This window comes from Paenibacillus eucommiae (genome assembly GCF_017874215.1).
GTDB lineage: Bacteria > Bacillota > Bacilli > Paenibacillales > NBRC-103111 > Paenibacillus_AI > Paenibacillus_AI eucommiae.
The window spans coordinates 100,790-118,185 of sequence record NZ_JAGGLB010000018.1 but is presented as its reverse complement, the minus strand read 5'-3'; the positions used below and the strand labels follow the sequence as shown (position 1 = coordinate 118,185).

The 17,396-nt window shown below is 47.5% G+C and carries 17 protein-coding genes and 1 tRNA gene; 12 read left to right on the top strand and 6 right to left on the bottom strand.

Going from position 1 to position 17,396, the window contains the following annotated elements; genetic code table 11:
- Positions 1-132 precede the first annotated feature (132 nt).
- Complete coding sequence (locus tag J2Z66_RS23955; RefSeq protein WP_209975135.1) at positions 133-966, bottom strand: transposase; 834 nt, start codon at positions 964-966, stop codon at positions 133-135.
- Positions 967-1,165: 199 nt separating this feature from the next.
- Here J2Z66_RS23955 and J2Z66_RS23950 point away from each other — a divergent pair, with 199 nt between their 5' ends.
- The 9 genes from J2Z66_RS23950 to J2Z66_RS23910 all read left to right on the top strand — a co-directional run bounded on the left by J2Z66_RS23950 (position 1,166) and on the right by J2Z66_RS23910 (position 9,309).
- On the top strand, positions 1,166-1,708 hold the full coding sequence (locus J2Z66_RS23950) for a hypothetical protein (protein ID WP_209975134.1): 543 nt from the start codon (positions 1,166-1,168) through the stop codon (positions 1,706-1,708).
- A gap of 222 nt (positions 1,709-1,930) precedes the next feature.
- Positions 1,931-3,163: an S-layer homology domain-containing protein gene (locus tag J2Z66_RS23945; RefSeq protein WP_209975132.1), complete on the top strand. Its 1,233-nt coding sequence runs from the start codon at positions 1,931-1,933 to the stop codon at positions 3,161-3,163.
- Between the two features lie 205 nt (positions 3,164-3,368).
- Positions 3,369-3,440, top strand: a tRNA-Gln gene (locus tag J2Z66_RS23940).
- Between the two features lie 559 nt (positions 3,441-3,999).
- Entirely contained in the window at positions 4,000-4,689 is a 690-nt protein-coding gene (locus J2Z66_RS23935; RefSeq protein ID WP_209975130.1) for a class I SAM-dependent methyltransferase, read from the top strand.
- Positions 4,690-4,798: 109 nt separating this feature from the next.
- Positions 4,799-5,641, top strand: coding sequence for a class I fructose-bisphosphate aldolase (locus J2Z66_RS23930; RefSeq protein WP_209975126.1), 843 nt, complete (start codon positions 4,799-4,801; stop codon positions 5,639-5,641).
- Positions 5,642-6,796, top strand: coding sequence for a Gfo/Idh/MocA family protein (locus J2Z66_RS23925; protein WP_209975125.1), 1,155 nt, complete (start codon positions 5,642-5,644; stop codon positions 6,794-6,796). It begins immediately after the preceding gene.
- 1 nt (position 6,797) lies between these two features.
- Complete coding sequence (locus J2Z66_RS23920; RefSeq protein ID WP_209975123.1) at positions 6,798-8,009, top strand: carbohydrate kinase family protein; 1,212 nt, start codon at positions 6,798-6,800, stop codon at positions 8,007-8,009.
- Between the two features lie 53 nt (positions 8,010-8,062).
- Positions 8,063-8,557: a D-lyxose/D-mannose family sugar isomerase gene (locus J2Z66_RS23915; RefSeq protein WP_376774467.1), complete on the top strand. Its 495-nt coding sequence runs from the start codon at positions 8,063-8,065 to the stop codon at positions 8,555-8,557.
- Positions 8,557-9,309: a DeoR/GlpR family DNA-binding transcription regulator gene (locus J2Z66_RS23910; RefSeq protein WP_209975120.1), complete on the top strand. Its 753-nt coding sequence runs from the start codon at positions 8,557-8,559 to the stop codon at positions 9,307-9,309. The genes J2Z66_RS23915 and J2Z66_RS23910 overlap by 1 nt, the downstream gene beginning before the upstream one ends.
- A gap of 151 nt (positions 9,310-9,460) precedes the next feature.
- Here the strand turns inward: J2Z66_RS23910 and J2Z66_RS23905 are convergent, their stop codons facing one another.
- The 5 genes from J2Z66_RS23905 to J2Z66_RS23885 form a co-directional block, all read right to left on the bottom strand.
- Positions 9,461-10,363 (bottom strand): ROK family protein, encoded by a 903-nt coding sequence (locus tag J2Z66_RS23905; RefSeq protein ID WP_209975118.1) that lies wholly within the window; start codon positions 10,361-10,363, stop codon positions 9,461-9,463.
- A complete protein-coding gene (locus J2Z66_RS23900; RefSeq protein ID WP_209975117.1) occupies positions 10,344-11,048 on the bottom strand; it encodes an N-acetylmannosamine-6-phosphate 2-epimerase in 705 nt (234 codons plus the stop codon). The genes J2Z66_RS23905 and J2Z66_RS23900 overlap by 20 nt, the downstream gene beginning before the upstream one ends.
- Positions 11,049-11,058: 10 nt before the next feature.
- A complete protein-coding gene (gene murQ, locus J2Z66_RS23895; RefSeq protein ID WP_312894734.1) occupies positions 11,059-11,982 on the bottom strand; it encodes an N-acetylmuramic acid 6-phosphate etherase in 924 nt (307 codons plus the stop codon).
- A gap of 69 nt (positions 11,983-12,051) precedes the next feature.
- A complete protein-coding gene (locus J2Z66_RS23890; RefSeq protein ID WP_209975115.1) occupies positions 12,052-12,909 on the bottom strand; it encodes a MurR/RpiR family transcriptional regulator in 858 nt (285 codons plus the stop codon).
- 484 nt (positions 12,910-13,393) lie between these two features.
- Positions 13,394-13,630, bottom strand: a complete 237-nt coding sequence (locus tag J2Z66_RS23885) for a hypothetical protein (protein ID WP_209975113.1) — start codon at positions 13,628-13,630, stop codon at positions 13,394-13,396.
- Between the two features lie 485 nt (positions 13,631-14,115).
- Here J2Z66_RS23885 and J2Z66_RS23880 point away from each other — a divergent pair, with 485 nt between their 5' ends.
- From J2Z66_RS23880 to J2Z66_RS23870, 3 genes are all read left to right on the top strand, one after another.
- Positions 14,116-15,183 carry a Gfo/Idh/MocA family protein gene (locus J2Z66_RS23880; protein ID WP_209975111.1) on the top strand — a complete coding sequence of 356 codons (1,068 nt, stop codon included), beginning with the start codon at positions 14,116-14,118 and terminating at the stop codon, positions 15,181-15,183.
- A 142-nt stretch (positions 15,184-15,325) separates the two neighbouring features.
- Positions 15,326-16,432: a Gfo/Idh/MocA family protein gene (locus tag J2Z66_RS23875; RefSeq protein ID WP_209975109.1), complete on the top strand. Its 1,107-nt coding sequence runs from the start codon at positions 15,326-15,328 to the stop codon at positions 16,430-16,432.
- Between the two features lie 109 nt (positions 16,433-16,541).
- The gene (locus J2Z66_RS23870) at positions 16,542-17,387 is read left to right on the top strand and encodes a sugar phosphate isomerase/epimerase family protein (RefSeq protein ID WP_209975107.1); all 846 of its coding nucleotides are present in this window, start codon (positions 16,542-16,544) and stop codon (positions 17,385-17,387) included.
- The last annotated feature ends 9 nt before the right edge of the window (positions 17,388-17,396 follow it).

The window sequence follows — 17,396 nt, the reverse complement described above, 5'->3', positions numbered from 1 at the left end:
GGATTCTTTCTTGCACGATCATATCTTTTATTCACAGTTCTTGCAGCTCTTGCTCACCTATCGAACATATTTATACTTTCTGTGTTTCCCGGCTGCACCGGACGAGAGGGCACCAGCGTCAGCGGAAGGCTGTTAAATTTCGAGCGGAACAGACGTACCGTCATCGGGTGCAGGAGGCCGACTGTTTTCCGCCAGTATTTGGCGGAGCTTGGCCTGTAGCTGCAATGACTTCTGTTGTGCCGGCTGGTTCGTCCATTCGGCGAACGACTTCGCGACATCCGGTGTTTGAAACCATTTTAGCAAGGCATGGGCTTGAGTGACCTGTTTGCTGAAAATCAGCAGTTGATCGCGGATCTCGGCTTTCGCCGGCATGCGCACTGTCAACGCATCGAGCAGAAGGTTTTGTTGAGCCAAGTGGTAGAGGGCGGGATAGGCACGTTTCAACTGCTGCAGCATACGGAGCATGGCCTGCTGGATCAAGCGATGCGCACCGACCATGGCCATTCCGGGCTGGCAGGCGAACGAGTCGACAATCCAGGATTTCCCCCGTTCGCCCCATAGCCCCAAGCTGTACATTTGAGCGAGAATGTAGAGGTGGGAGGCATGAAAGAGGGCCAGTCCTATGCGATGGTGATCCAGTGCGGTCGTGCTGTGGTCAAAACCGAAAAATTCTACCGGTAAACCGAGGAATCGTTTGATGAACAAGTCCCCGAAGATCTTTTCTTCTGTTAATCGATCCGAAAGATTGTAGTAGACTTGAACGAGGCGAATCTTGAGCTTGAGTGAAGGGGCATAGGGATGCTGGCCGTGACTACTGTAGAGAAAGGCACACAACAGGTCGGCGTATGTAAAATCGATCTTCTTTTCAATCTGGCTCCAGTAGGAATGTGGAGGAAGTTTGGAATAGACGTGCAAATCCGCAAAGGAAGTTAGATCAAATGATTTATAATGAACCGGTGGCTTCACAGGAAAACCTCCCCCAAATAGTGATGGTAACATTTTACCACATAAACGAGAGTATTTGTGAGTAAAAGGGATATTTCGTCCCTGTTTCGGCTGAATTTGGTTGCTTTTCATTAACATATAACATTTGCATTTCTGGCTCATAACTCTGCAGCATCGTGCACCAGCTTGACTTATAGTGGGAAGAGGAGGGTGGATATAGATGTGGAAGAAGCTTATTTTGACGGTGACGGGAATCATCATTCTTTTGATCATACTTATTGGTGTTCTAATCGTTTATGTGAAGCCGGATCAAGCGTTGAATCTGCAATATAAAGAAATAGTGATCATGGATAAGGTCGCCGATATGGTGAAAAAGCGTAAGATGGAGGTTCAACTTACCGAAGAAGATATTAACAATCTGCTCAAGAAGCAGCTAGCCCTGCAAACGGATGCTATGAATGACGTGGAAATCTTAGGGGCACAGATTCATCTTCAAGGACCTCTCGTTGAGGCCGATGTAAACTTGCGTTGGAAGAACAAGGTGCAGATAGCAGCTAAGCTTTTTTTTCAACTGGAGTGGGATAGTCCTGTTCTGGAGATTGAACATTTGGAAACTCGAATTAAAAACTTTCAGATCCCAAACTCTTACTTTCATCTGGAACCGATACGTATTCCTTTGGACGAGAGCTTGCCGAAACCACTGGGAATTCGTGAACTGCTTTTTAATGAGGATTCAATTTTAATTCATTTTAAGCTGTTTTAAACTGTTTTAAGCAGCTTCCATGCTTCTGAATTTACAAGCTCCTTAGCATTAATTTATCTGGATTTCTTGTGTGGATGGTATGTAATTTTAATTTCTTTATCAAGACCCCCCAAAACAAAAAGATATGGGCGAACCTTTGTAGCATAACCAGGAACCCTTCGCGAAGGTCCTTATGTAACATTGCTGGTCACTATCATAATTCGAATAAGGAGCGGGAACTTGATGAAGAAAATTTTATTTAAAAAGCTTGTAGCCACTGGCTTGGCGCTAACGATGGTATTGGGAGGCGGCACAGCTGCTTTTGCCCATGGGAAAGATTACAACGATAATAAAGGTAACTCCTACACTAAAAATGATCAAAGCAAAAATAAGAACAACAAGAACGATAACAAGAATAACAACAAGAATGACAAAAAGAATGAAATCCGCATTAATTTTGACGATCTGAAAGGCAAGGATATTGAATGGGCTCTGAGATATATTGCAAGCCTGGCTTCCCAAAGAATTTTTGAAGGATATGAAGACGGCACGTTTAAGCCTTACAATGTAATTTCCCGCATTGAAGCTATCACAGCAGCGGTCAGATTAATGGGTCTGCGTGAGCAAGCAGAATCACCGGCTGAAATGGCAACGAAGCTGAATTTCAAAGATGCGGACAAGATCCCAAGCTGGGCAGTCGGTTATGTGGCTGTGGCTCTAAAAAATGATCTGTTCAACGAAAATGACACATCCGTCCAACCGCAAAAAAATGCGGACCGTCTGTGGGCAACTACCCTTTTGGTTAAAGCACTGAAGCTTGAGGGTGAAGCAAAAGCCAAGATGAATGAAAAGCTGCCTTTTAAAGATGCGGATAAAGTTCCTGCCGGCTCTGTCGGATACGTAGCTGTCGCGATTTCCAAAGGATTGATCGATGGATTCGAAGACAATACCTTCAGACCTAATGATAATGTTACTCGCGCACAGTTGGCTGCTTTGCTGGATCGTACGGGAGAACAATTCGGCGAAAAAGACACTGTAACTGGAACAGTAGCAGCAGCTGTGGCTAACAACGTACTTCCAATTACGAAAAATGGCAGCACGGTTCAACTGGTACTCGATCCTAACGCATTTATTTTCCGTGGAGGCGTAAAAGTTAATCCATCTGCCCTACAGGTTGGTGACCAAGTCAAAGTACGCAGCTACAATAATCTCGTTATTTTTGTAGAGGTTGTAAAGCAGGGTGCTGTAAACAACAACTTTAGTGCTGTTGGAACACTCAATGCAACTACGCTGAATACTAACGGTTCAATCGCAACCATTTCCATTACACAAAATATTAATGGCAACAACCAGACTACTTTTTACAATGTAAGTCCGAATGTGCAAATCACTGGCAACCTCGCCCAATTTGTCCAAGGACATCTGATTGAATTGAAGGGCAAGGATCAAGTGGTAACGACGATTGAGGTTAAGTAAGAACAACAAATAGATATCAATATAACAAATATAAGGCATTACTATGAAAATGGTTAGAATCGAAAAGCGCAGTCTCATGCTGTAACAGCATGGGCTGCGTTTTTCTTTTTTTCTCAGAAAATCCATGGTAGATGTATATTTCTAAACCTTTTGCACAAAATAAACAAGTATTAGCAAATTCAATCCCAGTTAGTTTCCTCTTCGATGGGGATTAGCCAAGCGGTAAGGCAACGGACTTTGACTCCGTCATGCCTAGGTTCAAATCCTAGATTCCCAGTTAGTTGGACAATAAAGATAAGCTGATTTCTATGTCTTCATAGAGTCAGCTTATTTTTGTTGATAGTTGTGCTGGTCATGTAACGATTGCTCCTCAATAAGAAAGAGACTGGTCCAGACGGGGACAGAGCATATCAAAAGCAGCTTACGGACAGGAGGTACGTTATCTGTGAGTTTTAAGGTTCTTTTTGGTTTTTACGGGCATGAGGTACGTTAATAACCTTGGCTGGGGGGAAATGGGATCTTTTTTATCCAAATAGAGGATCTGATGTCCGTTAGCTTTCCTAAATAGGAGGAATTACGGCAAATAAGCTCTCTGGTGTCCGTAACGATGAATACCGTACCTTGAATTTTGATCAGTGAATGAGTATACTATATTTATGATATTGATAATCATTATCATTATCATTATGAATAAGACATTATTACCCAAATTTATATCATATATCTAGATACCAATATCAATATCATTACATCATCATCATCACAGTCATCATCACCACAAGTCATCATCCAAACTTTCATGTTAATGATAATAAATAGATGAGGAGCGTTGAAGAATGGGCAGATTTGAGTTGAACGAAATTGAAATAAAAGGCTTGGTGAAGCAGCACTGGAATGCCCGGGCCGCTGAATTTGATCAAGTCCCCCAGCAGGGGCTGCATAACAAAGCCCAGCATCAAGGCTGGTTACATATATGGAATGAATTAACGGGAGACAAGAAGCTGCGTGTGCTCGATCTGGGCTGCGGGACAGGCTTTTTGTCGTTGATGCTGGCTGAGCTGGGCCATCAGGTTACTGGTGTTGATTTCGCACAGGAGATGCTGTCGATGGCCAGGTGGAAGGCGGAGCAGGCGAACCTATCGATTGAGTTTCGCTTCGAGGATGCGGAAAGTTTGCATTTGCCGGACGGGGGCTTCGATCTCGTTGTGGCCAGGCATCTGATCTGGACGCTTCCGAATCCAGCCAAGGCGATGGGAGAATGGTGGCGTATGCTGAAGCCGGATGGAAGAATCGCACTCGTTGAAGGACAGTGGGATCATCAGGATAATAAATCGGATTATGAGCTTATTCGTGGGCGGCTTCCTTTTTATTCAGGACAGCCTAGTGACCAGCTAGCGGCTTTACTCAAGCAGCAGGGCTTTACGAGTGTAATCGTTGAGCCATTGATGGATGCAGCGCTATGGGGGGAGACACCAACACAGGACAGATATATCGTTATTGGCCAAAAGCGAACAAAAAATGTTTGAATAGAACTTTTATTATCTTTTCATAGACAAATTCATGTTTAAATAGTACAATTAAATTGTATCAATCGAACATGAAGTTCGGTTAAAATGATAATGGGAGCGTGTCTGCATGTCTGTTCAACCAAGATTGAATCGTTTGTTTGGCGAGGATGGTAAATGCTTTGATGTTGCGATTGACCATGGTTTTTTTAATGAGTATTCCTTTTTAGCTGGAATTGAAAATATAGAGCAGGCAATCAAAACGATTGTACTGGCTGATCCGGATGCGATCCAGTTAAGTGCCGGTCAGGCTAAGCTGCTGCAAGCTATTCCTGGCAAGAAGAAGCCATCGCTTGTAGTTCGTACGGATATTGCTAATATTTATGGCAACAAGCTGCCATCTCATTTGTTCAGCCAATTGATTAACAACCCGGTAGAGCAAGCTTTAGCCCTGGATGCGGCATGTGTGGTAGTTAACTTGTTGCTTTTGCCAAATCAGCCTGAGCTGTATCACCAATGCGTTCAAAATGTTTGTGCACTGAAGCTGGATTGTGAGCGTTATGGCATGCCGTTAATGGTAGAGCCTTTAGTTATGCTGCCGAATGAAAAAAGCGGTGGTTATATGGTAGATGGCGATTTGACCAAGATTCTGCCTCTGGTACGTCAGGCAGCTGAGCTTGGAGCCGATATTATTAAAGCAGATCCATGCGATAACATAGAAGAATACCACAAGGTTATAGAAGCAGCTTCCGGTAAGCCTGTACTGCCTCGCGGCGGCGGCAGAGCTTCAGATGAAGAGATTCTATCCCGTACTTACACATTGATGCAGCAAGGCGCATCCGGAATTGTTTACGGACGCAACGTTATCCAGCATCCAAACCCGGAATTAATGACGCGTGCATTTATGGCTGTTGTACATGATGGCGCTACGGCTGAGCAAGCACTGGATATTTTGAAAGGGGCGTCAGCTTAAATGTCGAAGAAAATTATCCGCTTTGGAGTTATCGGCTGCGGCTTGATGGGCAAGGAATTCGCTAGTGCTGCTGCAAGATGGTGTCATTTGAATGTCGATTTTGAACCGAAGATTGTTGCGGTTTGCGATGCTAATCCTGAGGCAGCCAAGTGGTTCCAGGAGAAGGTTCCAAGTGTTGTGAAAGCAACAACAGATTACAAGGAGCTGCTTGCAGATCCTGAGATTGATGCTATCTATTGTGCAGTGCCGCATAACCTGCATACCCAGATTTATGTGGACATTATCCGCGCAGGCAAGCATCTTCTAGGTGAGAAGCCGTTCGGTATCGATAAGGAAGCCAATCAAATTATTGTTGACGAGGTTGCCAAGCATCCTGATGTTCTCGTTCGTTGTTCCTCGGAATTTCCTTTCTATCCAGGAGCTTACCGCTTAGGACAGTGGATTCGCGAAGGACGCTTCGGTACGATTATGGAAGTTGAAGCTGGTTTCTGGCACAGCAGTGATCTTGACCCGCGTAAAGCCATCAACTGGAAAAGACGGATCAGCACGAATGGCGAGTATGGCTGTATGGGGGATCTGGGTATGCATGTTATGCATATGCCGCTCCGTTTTGGCTGGAAGCCAAGCAATGTAAGGTCTCTTTTGACAAAAGTAGTGAAGGAACGTCCAGATCATACAGGTAACTTAGTACCGTGTGAAACTTGGGACAACGCCATATTAGCTTGTGAAGTGAAAACGGAAGATCAGCAGTTCCCGATGATTTTATCAACGAAAAGAATTGCTCCTGGTCATGCCAACACTTGGTTTCTGCGTGTAACGGGTACTGATTTCTCAGCAGAATTCTCCACCAAAAATCCGAAGCAGATTGCATCCCTTCCTTATACACCAGGCAGCGAGCAGGCTTGGCATATTACAGATGTACCTTATCAATCAGGCTATTCTACAATTACTGGCGGCATTTTCGAATTTGGTTTCTCGGACTCGATTCTGCAAATGTGGGCGGCTTTCTGCGACGAAATCGTCAATCGTGATGCGATGCAGCAGCCATTTCGCTGTGCGACTCCTGAGGAAGCTTTGGCCAGTCATGAAGTTTTCACTGCCGCACTTGAATCGGAGCGTACGGGTCAGACTGTGACCCTCAGCGGGAGGGATTAGCTTGAGAAAGCCCTCTGAAGCTGATACAGAAGTGATTGTTGCCGGGCATATTTGCCTGGATATTATCCCGAATTTGAAGGGGAATGGTTTGGACGCCTTGCTTATTCCCGGCAAGCTAGTCAATGTCGGTGCCGCTATCACGGCAACAGGCGGAACGGTAGCGAATACGGGAGTAGCCCTGCACCGGCTAGGCTTGCAGACGAAGCTGATGGGCAAGGTTGGTAATGATCTTTTTGGCCGTGCTATCGTCGATGAGCTGAAACGCAATGGACAAGGTCTCGACGAAGGCATGATCGTCTGTGAAGGCGAGCAAAGCTCTTATAGTATCGTCATTAGTCCGGAAGGCGAGGACCGTATTTTCCTGCATTGTCCTGGAGCCAATGACACGTTTGTGGCGGATGATGTCAGCCTTGAGGAACTGGGCAGCGCGCGGTTATTTCACTTTGGCTATCCGCCGCTGATGCAGCGCATGTATGAGAATGAAGGTAGTGAGCTGGAAAGCCTGCTTTCCCGTGTGAAGCAAAGCGGACTCACGACTTCGCTTGATATGTCCAGGCCTGATCCTGCGTCGCCAGCTGGACAGGTGGATTGGAAGCAACTATTAGCGCGTATACTACCTCATGTGGATATCTTTTTACCGAGTTTGGAAGAAATTCTGTTTATGCTCGATCGGGAGCGTTATGATCAATGGACGCTGGAAGGCGATTTATTAGATCAAGTTAACGAGGCATTGCTCGCAGATCTTGCTAAACAGCTATTGGACTTGGGGGCTGCGATTGTTGCGATCAAGCTGGGCGATAAAGGTTTATATGTAAGGACTACAGATGATATAGCCAAAATTTCTGATATAGGCAGATGCGCTTTAACAGCACCTGAGTCCTGGGTTAGCCGTGAGCTGACGGTTCCTTGCTTTGAAGTGAAGGTTGCTGGAACTACTGGGGCGGGGGATTGTACGATTGCTGGATTTTTAAGTGGCTTGCTGCATGGCATGTCTGTTGAGGAATCTATGGTTGCTGCGGTTGGAGTAGGTGCCTGCAATGTTGAGGCCGTGGATGCGACTTCAGGAATTCCAAGCTGGAACAAGCTGCAGGAGCGAATTGCCGGTGGCTGGAAACACTTGCCGGCTTCCCTGCCTTTACCAGGCTGGGTGCGGTTGGGTTCGTCGGCCATCTGGGCAGGACCGCGTGATTCTCTTAACCAACAAGGAGGCTAACGATTATGTTAACCAAAGAGGAATTCAGCCGGGTTCAGGAGCGGACTGCGGAAATGTTCCGTCAATTGGGTGTTGTCTTGACACCTGAGGAAAGAGAACAAATCGAAGTCGCGGATTTCGGGCTTGGCGAGTTGGAGCGAACGGGTCTGGAGCTTGTTACTTATATCAATACGGACCGGTATTGTGCGAAGGATCTGGTCTTGTTCCCAAGACAGACCTGTCCGGAGCATAAGCATCCACCTTTTGATGGCGGGCCTGGCAAGATGGAGACGTTCCGCTGCCGCTCGGGACAAGTATTTCTTTACGTTGAAGGGGAGCCTGCGGAGTCTCCACAAGCAGTAGTTCCAGAGGGCAGTGAGCCTTATTATACGGTTTTCCATGAAATCGAGTTGAATCCGGGTGAGCAGTACACGATTAACCCCAATATTCTTCATTGGTTTCAGGCTGGAGACCAGGGAGCAATCATTTCCGAGTTTTCCAGTACTAGCCGGGATGACCTGGACATTTTCACGGATTCGCGGATTAAGCGACAACCAGAGGTACTGTAATGCGTCCAGGACTGAATGAGCGTCAGCATCAAATCATGGACCGTATCCAGAATGAAGGCGAGGTCAAAGTCAGTGATCTGAAGGATTACTTTCAGGTGACGGAGATGACCGTCCGCCGCGACATGGAGAAGCTCGAACAGCTCGGGCTGATCCGCCGCACCTTCGGAGGTGCGATTCCGGTAACGCCGGATATTTCCCTGAAGGAGAGGGATACGGTCCAAACGCAGGAGAAAATGAAGATTGGCCGGCTTGCTGCTGGCTTGGTGCTTCCTGGACAGGCTATTTTTATCGATGCGGGTACAACAACGTTGCAGGTGGCCAGGTATCTTCCGTCAGGTAGCGGGATCACAGTTGTGACTAACGCCTTGAACGTGGCTGCCGAGCTGATGGAGAAGCATATCCATACCATCGTTGTAGGCGGGCTTTTGCTTGAGCAAACGATGTCGCTTGTTGGCCCTCTGGCCGTGGAAGCTTTGCAGAAAATGGCCTTCGATCAGGTATTCCTGGGGGCAACCGGGTTTACCCTGCAGCATGGCTTCAGCAATTCCAATGTATTTGAAGCGGAATTGAAAAAGAAGGCTATCCAGCAGGCAACTACAGTTAATATGGTCTTAGACGACAGCAAATTCGGGGCCAAGCTGCTCATTTCATTCGCTGAATTAACGAACGTGAGCCGTATCATTTCGAATATTTCACCTGAAGCCTCCTTTATGGAAGCCGCGGCGGAAGCGAATGTGGAGATCGTGGTTTAACAAACAGGATGAGGATCAGTAATTTATATAAAAAACCGTCAGGAGCTTTTCGAATCCTGGCGGTTTTTTTTGAACACAGAAAGTTTAAGTGCTTTTCAAGATTTCCTCCAGAGACTCGTTTCCGTACAAGTTACATAGCCGTTCAAGAGGTTTACTGAAGCTCTGCCAAGCCGTCCAAAGCCAGGCGGGCAGCACCAAGCATACCCGATTTAACCCCAAGCTGAGCTGGAAGCAGCTCAAGAGGCTGTGAGGCTGTTTGCCGGACGGCAGCAAGCAGATGATCCCACCACAGGATGTGGGTATCCATAATGCCGCCGCCGATAACAATCCTTTGGGGTTCGTACAGGTTATTGAGAGAGGCGAATGCTGTACTTAGATCGGTAATAAACTTCTGGATAATCTGGCTGCTTTTCGGTTCGGATTCGGTGTATTTATCCATCAGTATTCGACTGTTCCATTGCGGATTTACTTGCCGTGCAAACAGGTTCAAAGCCGTTCCGGATACATATTGTTCAAGACATCCCCGCTGACCGCAGTTGCAAGGGTGGCCACCTGGATAGAGAATCATATGGCCGATGTCACCAGCGCCACCTTGCGGGCCGGCAATGACTTGCCTATTGTGAATGAGGGCACCGCCAACGCCTGTTCCAAGCGTCACGAACATGAAATGATCCAGATCACACGCGGATCCGAGCCAAATCTCACCAAGCGCCGCTGCATTGACATCATTGTCGACATATACGGGCAGTCTATGTGCAGCTTCAAGCAGCAGTTTCACTTCTGTTCCGGTCCAATTTGGCAGGTTGTCGGTCGCATAGAGCACGCGCCCGGTGGCGCGGTCTATACGTCCGGCTGAACCAATTCCAATTGCTTGAATATCCTCACGCTCTCTGGAAAGCAGCTGCTCAATAATATGATTCAATGCATTGAGGATGCCTTCTCTGCCAAGCTGAGTCGGGGTAGGCACAGCGATGGGCTGTTCCATGTTCCCAACTTCATCTATTATGCCGCCTATTATTTTGGTGCCTCCGAGATCAATGCCGATGACCTTCAAGCTCATTCCTCCTGTAGCTGTCCATTTGTTCAGAGAAGCTTGCCGTAATGAGATGCGGCCTAGTGATTGCCTTGCCTACAACAACAAGGCTGGCCCCAAGCCTCAACGCTTCGACAGCCTGGTCGGGAGTGTTAATTCTGCCTTCTGCGACAATAGGCAGGTTAACCCTGCCGGCGAGAGAAGCGACCAGCTCAAGATCGGGGGCTTCTTGCTGTCTGCTATAGGAGGTATAGCCAGATAAAGTCGTGGAAATATAGTCGGCGCCGAATTCTTCGGCGGCAAGCCCTTCTTCAAGTATAGAAACATCCGCCATTACCGGAATGCCCCTTGATTTAAGCTCGCGTATCGTATCACTCAAGCTCAATCCGTCGGGCCGTTGGCGAGTGGTAGCGTCAATAGCTACTATGTCAGCTCCTGCCGCGTGGACGGCTAGAGCAATTTCCAGGGTTGGAGTAATATAAATTTCATACCCTTCTATATCCACTTTGTTAAGCCCGATTACGGGCAATCCAACTTCCTTTTTGATAGCCGTAATATCGGCTGCCCCTTTTGCCCGAATGCCCACAGCACCACCGATTTTAGCTGATTGCGCCAAGGCTACCATAAAGGGTGTTCCGTGCAAAGGTTCACCTGGGAATGATTGGCAGGATACAATTAATCCTTTATTCGGAAATAAATTAGTCATTTGTGGTCTCCTAATCTGATAGTGATCCTTGTGATGATAGGTGAAGGGCTTCACGAACGCGCCTTCCTGCTTTTTCCATATAGGCTGAAGCCTCTTCGAGGGATAGATCAGCCGACAGCAGCAGGATGCTTAGACCGATATCATTGCCCGATTGCTTATAAGCTTGTGCGGCTTTTTCCGGGCTAGCTCCTGTAATTTGTTCAATCATGCGCAGGGAGCGGATTCGCAGCTTTTCATTGCTGGGAACGAGATGAACCATATAATTGCGGTATACTTTGCCTTGACGTACCATAGTCCCTGTGCTTAGCATATTCAAAACCATTTTCTGCGCGGTGCCTGCCTTGAGACGAGTGGAACCTGATAAGACTTCGGGGCCAACGACTATTTCTATAGCCAAATCAGCAGCTTGCCCCACAGCTGAATGTTTATTGCAGCTTAAGCCAACCGTTCGGGCACCTAGCGATTTGGCATATTTCAAGCCACCTAATACATAAGGTGTACGGCCGCTGGCTGCTATCCCGATTACAATATCGGCTGCCGTTAAATCGTGGCGTCGCAAGTCCCATTCGCCCAATGCTTCGTCATCTTCGGCCTCTTCCGATTGTATAGGATCCTGGATGCCGATTCCTGCACAAACGCCTACGACAAGTGAAGGATCCACTCCAAAAGTAGGTGGAAATTCATAAGCATCAAGAGCTCCAAGCCTACCGCTCGTACCTGCGCCAAGATAAAATAGTCTGCCCTGACCTTCCATTGCCGATGTGATCAAATCGATCGCGGCTGCAATTTCTGGAAGGCATTGTTGCACCGCTTGCGCGACTGTTTGATCCTCCCTGTTCATACTTTGTACGATTTCCAGCGAAGACATCAGGTCTAATTCATCGGTTTGCAGGTTCGTTCGCTCTGTTTCCCAGAGGTTGTCTGTATCATTCACGGTTTCTATTTTCCTCCCATCTTAATTACGAGTTTACGAGAGTTTGTATTCTTGCATTTATAGAAGCTTCTAATAAAATTTAGTCAGAACAGCTCTGGATGTTTTTTCTTTAGTAAGCCGGGTGGTTTCCTTCATTCTCATGGTCAAGCCCATGCATAAAATATCGATAACGATTAATTGTGCGATTTTTGCTGAGAGCGAGCTGCCCTGCAGCGGATTTTCCCTTGCCGACATCAATAAATCGATATCGGAGATTTTGGTAATTGGGGATCTGGCATTGTGGGTGATGCAGATGATTTTGGCCCCCGATTGGCGGGCGATCGTCAAATTGTCTATCGTATCCTTGGTACTCCCTGAAACAGACATCCCAACGACAACATCGTGTTCGGTGAGAAGTGAGGCGCTCATAGCCTGGAAATGTGTATCCCGCGGTGCTTCACAATATTTGCCGATGCGCATGAAGGTTGAAGCGGCTTGCTCTGCAATAATCCCAGAGGAGCCCACTCCGTAAAAAGCAATTTTTCCAGCTTGATCTAGCAGCTCGATAGCACTATACAGCTTGACCGGATCCAATAAGTCTCTAGTTTCTTCAAGGGTTCGGATGTGTGAGGCGACGACCTTATGGGATATTGCCATCTCATCGTCATCATCCTGGATTTCTTTGTCAAAGGAGAGAACTGGTTGAACGACATCCTGGGCGAGAGAAAGCTTGAACTCCTGAAAGCCGCGAAAGCCAATGTGCCGGCAAAACCGCAGCACGGTAGTTTCCCCGACGCCTGCCCTATCCGCCATTTCCGTTATGGATAAATAGATGGCTTCCGAAGCGTGATTCAAGACATAATCAGCAACCTTTTGCTCTGTTTTGGTAAATGCGTTCACCAGACTTCTTATCATTAGCAGCGTATTACCTGCTTCTGTGATTTTCATTGATAGCGATCCTCGTTCCTATATAGAATAGTGCTTAGTATTCCGGTCTGAAAAAGAAAACATCTCCTTTTTGAGTGGAAAGAAGAAATATTTTTTCTTTTATAAAAATATAATGAATATTTTTTCCTTTGTCAATATTATTATTGCTTGCATGCCCTGATAGGGCTGGCGCTCCCAGCAGCCCAATGTTGTCAGGTTAACGAGGGGCAGCGGACGCGAATGGGAAGCCAGTAACTGTAACGGACACCAGCGCTCCTTAGCGCCCCCCAAAAGCCCAGCTGGAATTCTAACGGACATTAGCGCCTCTTACAGCCCTAACGGAGCGTATTTTCCCCCTGTTGAGCGTGTTAAGAGTCGCTGATGTCCGTTAGGATGGGCGAAGGATGAAAAAAACGCGTCTAAGGTGCAAAATTGTCCGTTAGAAATCCGTCCCCTCTCCGCGTGCAATTGCTCGAGCTGCTCGTCGTATCGCCTGAGAAGTTGCTTAACCTGACAACATTGCCCCAGCAGCCCCCCCGGCCACTGAAGGGGGTGATGAGTTAACGATGTTTTTGATCGTTAACGCAAGGATTTTCAGGTGGATCAGCATTTTAATGATGATTTTCATCGCTATGTGAGGACTGAAGGCTCCTTCGGGCTGAAAAAAGGGGGTTTTAACGATGTTTTTCATTGTTAACTCAAGTATATGGAGACGATCCAGCGTTTTAACGATGAAAAACATAGCTAAAGAAGCCGCCCTTCATCCTCCGTGCCCACTCTTGCGCCTTGCCTATGCCCATGCCCATGCCCTTGTCCTCGTCCTCGCCCTTTCCGCCCCGAAAGGGGAATCTCCATCTCCTTCTGCCAAGAGGAAAAATCCTAGTTGGCAGTCCGTTTGAGGTAGCAGTGTTCCTACTGAGCAGGCTGAAAGAGGAAATGGACGATGGGGTGGAGAGTGGTAACGTCCGCATTTAAAGATGGGTTCCTTCCGCTGGTTGTCTACATTCAGGGAACCCATCTTTAACAGCGGTGGAACCCATCGTTCATTTCCTCACTCCGCACAAAACTAGGAACAAGCATATCAAAGGACGCCGCTAGGCATTTTCCAAAAATATGGTCCAGATCGCATATGTAATTGTCCCGATCGACCGCGAAATAGGGTGAGCACTCAACTATAATGAAATCATAATTCCAATAAGCAATGAGGGACAGCTGAAAGGAGTGTATATGAAAACGACAATGAGAATAGGCATATTAGGATTTGCGCACGGGCATGTAAATGCCTACTGTGAGGAGTGGAGTAAGCATCCGGAATATGGGATAACCGTTGCTGCAGGCTGGGACCACGATGCAATACGGTTGGAAAAGGCCCGGCAGGCGTTCTCGCTGAAAGCGTATTCAGATTTGAGGGAACTGCTAGCCTGTGAGGATATTCAGGCAGTCGTCGTGGCTGCGGAAACTTCCATGCACGCGGAGTTGGTTGAACTGGCTGCTGCTAGTGGAAAAGGAGTAATCCTGCAGAAGCCGATGGCATTGACACTTTCTGAGGCTGACCGGATCGTCGCTGCTGTTAACCGGCATCAGATTCCGTTCACCCTGGCCTGGCAGATGAGAGTAGATCCGCAAAATCTGCAAATGAAGCAGCTGCTTGACAGCGGCGAGCTGGGCCGGGTATTTATGGTCCGCCGCCGGCATGGACTTGGCGTTGCCTTGGACCCTGCTTTCGCGGACTCTTGGCATGTAAAGCCCGAGCACAATCGGGACATGTGGGCAGACGATTCGGCCCATCCGATCGACTTCCTTCATTGGCTGCTTGGGGTACCACAGAGCGTCACAGCTGAAGTGGAATCGCTCTACAATCCGCGAATTCCAATGGATAACGGTATTGCCATTTTCAGATATTCACAAGGCCCAATAGCCGAGGTCAATTGTTCATTTACCTGCACAGCTGGCGAGAATACAACGGAAATCATATGTGAACGTGGAACGATCGTACAGAATTTCGGGGATGCTGTCAGCTGCAACATTCCCCGTGCGGAAGGAGCTCAAGGGCTTAAGTGGTTTACATCGGCAAGCGGGAGCTGGGAGTCCAGCGATATCGAAAGTCCGCCAAATCACAGCTTCCGTATCCGCGGACTGGCGAAGCCATTGGCAGATTTTCTGCATGGTGAAGCTGGGCCAATCGCTACGGCAGAGGAAGGACGGACTTCCCTCCGTATGGTGCTGGCGAGTTATGTATCGGCAAGGGAAGGCCGCCGTGTTTCGTTAGATGACCCCGCCATATTCGGGATATAGGCTAAAGATTTAGCCGGGATGTACCGGGATGTAGGGTATTTGTTGAATAGATAAATTTCAAAGCTGCATACATTTCAATTAATGAAAGGAAGGTGAACATTCCGGTGCTTGGTAAGTGTAGGTGTAAGGACCGGGATACATTATGGCGCTTAAAATTGGGATCGTAGGTTTAAATGGGATCGGTAATCATCATGCCCGCTGCTATCAGAATGAGGAGCTGGCGGATCTGGTAGCTGTATGTGATGTCGTAAAAGAAAGAGCCGATGAAGCCGCTGCGAAATACGGGGTTAAAGCGTACTACAGTGTTGCTGAAATGATCGAAGGTGAGCCAGATCTGCAGGTGGTGGACATCACAACAGGCGGAATCGATAATGGCAGCTGGCACTTCGAACCGGCTATGCAGGCGATTGGCTATGGGAAGCATGTCCTTGTAGAGAAGCCGCTTGGTCATGATATTCATGAAGCGAGGGAGCTAGTTGCTTTTGCAGAGAAAAAGAAGGTGTACCTGGGCTGCAATTTGAATCACTATTTCACCCCTCCTGCTGATAAGGCCAAACAGTATGTGGATAACGGAGAGGTTGGAGAGCTGGTTTACTGCCTGCACAAAATGGGCTTTAATGGCGGCGAAGAGAATTATGCCCCTGCTGGCTCGCCAAAAGTGAAGGGTCATCCTTATTTCCATATGAAAGCTTTCTTGACCCATCCATTCAGCGTTATGCGTTACTTCTGCGGTGATATTACGCATGTACAAACATTTTCGGACCGTCCTGGTTTCCGGCGCAGTGCAGGCGATGTTATGGTTTCAATCAACAGCATTCATGTTAAATTCGCTAACGGCGGAGTCGGTTATTTGCTAAGCCAAAGAGGTGACGCTGTTTATGGTCTTGGCGGCTGGTGGAGCTTTGAAATGGCAGGCACCAAAGGGACCTTCACTATCGAGAATTGCGTAGAAAAGGTGTCCTATTGGAAAGCGGCCAAAGGTATTCCTGCGATCAGTGTCCAGCCTGAGCCTGAAGTTACTGATTTTGGAACAAATGATTTCGATCAAACATTCAACAACCGTCTGCATGCTTTTCTGGAGGATATTGAAAATGGAGTTCCTCGCGAGCAGCTGCGGGCTAACGGACGGGATGCACTAGCCGTACTGGAATATACATTTGCGGTTATCGAATCCTACGAACGAGGCGGCGAAGTTGTCAGGCCGCATGCACTTCCGCCACTGCATGGCGATCCGCTTGCGATGAAATAAACAAGAAATTTGATTTGAATTATTTGATTTGAATTAACTTGATCTGAATTATTTGATTTAAAATATTCGATTTCTATTTCGATTTCCATTATTGGAGGGGAAAAAACTGATGATTAAGTTAGGCGTTAATTCTGTCCTATTTAAAGAGTTTGATTTTGCCACTGCGGCCAAGCAAATAGCACTTTGCGGGTATGATGGTGTGGAAATCGCGGCGATTCAAGGCATGTGTGAGCATCTTGACCTGAGACGCTGGAAAGAGCAAAAAAATGAGCTTCAAAGCATCGTAAGTGAAAATGGCCTGGAGTTTTTATCCACAGAGGTTGCATCGTTAAGTGAAGAACGGCTGCTGCCTGCTTTTGAAGCGGCTGCAGAAATCGGGATCCCGATCGTAAACGTGGGTCCTGGCGGAAAGTCGGACTCTGAAGAAGACCTGCAGGCTTCGATCGAATCTTTAGCCAAAATGGCAGAGAGGGCTGCCTCCTACGGAATCACCTTGTGTGTCAAAGCACATGTGGGCAGCTCTATCTATCATACGCCTTCGACATTGCGAGCGATGCAAGAAATCACCTCGCAAGCATTCGGTATCGATATGGACCCAAGCCATATCCACCGTGCTGGCGAGAATGCAGAGGAAGCGCTCCCCGCTGTGCTTAGCAGGGTTAAGCATGTTCATATCCGCGATTGCAAAGGCAGGGCGCAGGGACCTGGGCCGATCGGGCTGCAGGCCTGTGGACGCGGCGATATCGATTTATTCGAATACTGCAAAGCTATGGTTGATGGCGGCTACAGCGGACCGGTAGTGCTTGAAGTGATTGGAGCGGGTCCTGGGCATTCACTTGATCAGGTATCGATTGTGGCAGCAGAATCTTACGGCTATCTGAATGCCTGTCTGAAAAGAATAAATTCCGTGAAGGAAAAGGCAGCCGAAATCAGCCTTACAAGTGCAAAGCTATAGCCGGCCAAA

Bases quoted from the DNA above. Each gene is read 5' to 3' on its own strand.
- J2Z66_RS23950 (WP_209975134.1), top strand. From the start codon at position 1,166: ATGTGGAAGAAGCTTATTTTGACGGTGACGGGAATCATCATTCTTTTG.
- J2Z66_RS23945 (WP_209975132.1), top strand. From the start codon at position 1,931: ATGAAGAAAATTTTATTTAAAAAGCTTGTAGCCACTGGCTTGGCGCTA.
- J2Z66_RS23935 (WP_209975130.1), top strand. From the start codon at position 4,000: ATGGGCAGATTTGAGTTGAACGAAATTGAAATAAAAGGCTTGGTGAAG.
- J2Z66_RS23930 (WP_209975126.1), top strand. From the start codon at position 4,799: ATGTCTGTTCAACCAAGATTGAATCGTTTGTTTGGCGAGGATGGTAAA.
- J2Z66_RS23925 (WP_209975125.1), top strand. From the start codon at position 5,642: ATGTCGAAGAAAATTATCCGCTTTGGAGTTATCGGCTGCGGCTTGATG.
- J2Z66_RS23915 (WP_376774467.1), top strand. From the start codon at position 8,063: ATGTTCCGTCAATTGGGTGTTGTCTTGACACCTGAGGAAAGAGAACAA.
- J2Z66_RS23910 (WP_209975120.1), top strand. From the start codon at position 8,557: ATGCGTCCAGGACTGAATGAGCGTCAGCATCAAATCATGGACCGTATC.
- J2Z66_RS23900 (WP_209975117.1), bottom strand. From the start codon at position 11,048: ATGACTAATTTATTTCCGAATAAAGGATTAATTGTATCCTGCCAATCA.
- J2Z66_RS23890 (WP_209975115.1), bottom strand. From the start codon at position 12,909: ATGAAAATCACAGAAGCAGGTAATACGCTGCTAATGATAAGAAGTCTG.
- J2Z66_RS23885 (WP_209975113.1), bottom strand. From the start codon at position 13,630: ATGTTTTTCATCGTTAAAACGCTGGATCGTCTCCATATACTTGAGTTA.
- J2Z66_RS23880 (WP_209975111.1), top strand. From the start codon at position 14,116: ATGAAAACGACAATGAGAATAGGCATATTAGGATTTGCGCACGGGCAT.
- J2Z66_RS23875 (WP_209975109.1), top strand. From the start codon at position 15,326: ATGGCGCTTAAAATTGGGATCGTAGGTTTAAATGGGATCGGTAATCAT.
- J2Z66_RS23870 (WP_209975107.1), top strand. From the start codon at position 16,542: ATGATTAAGTTAGGCGTTAATTCTGTCCTATTTAAAGAGTTTGATTTT.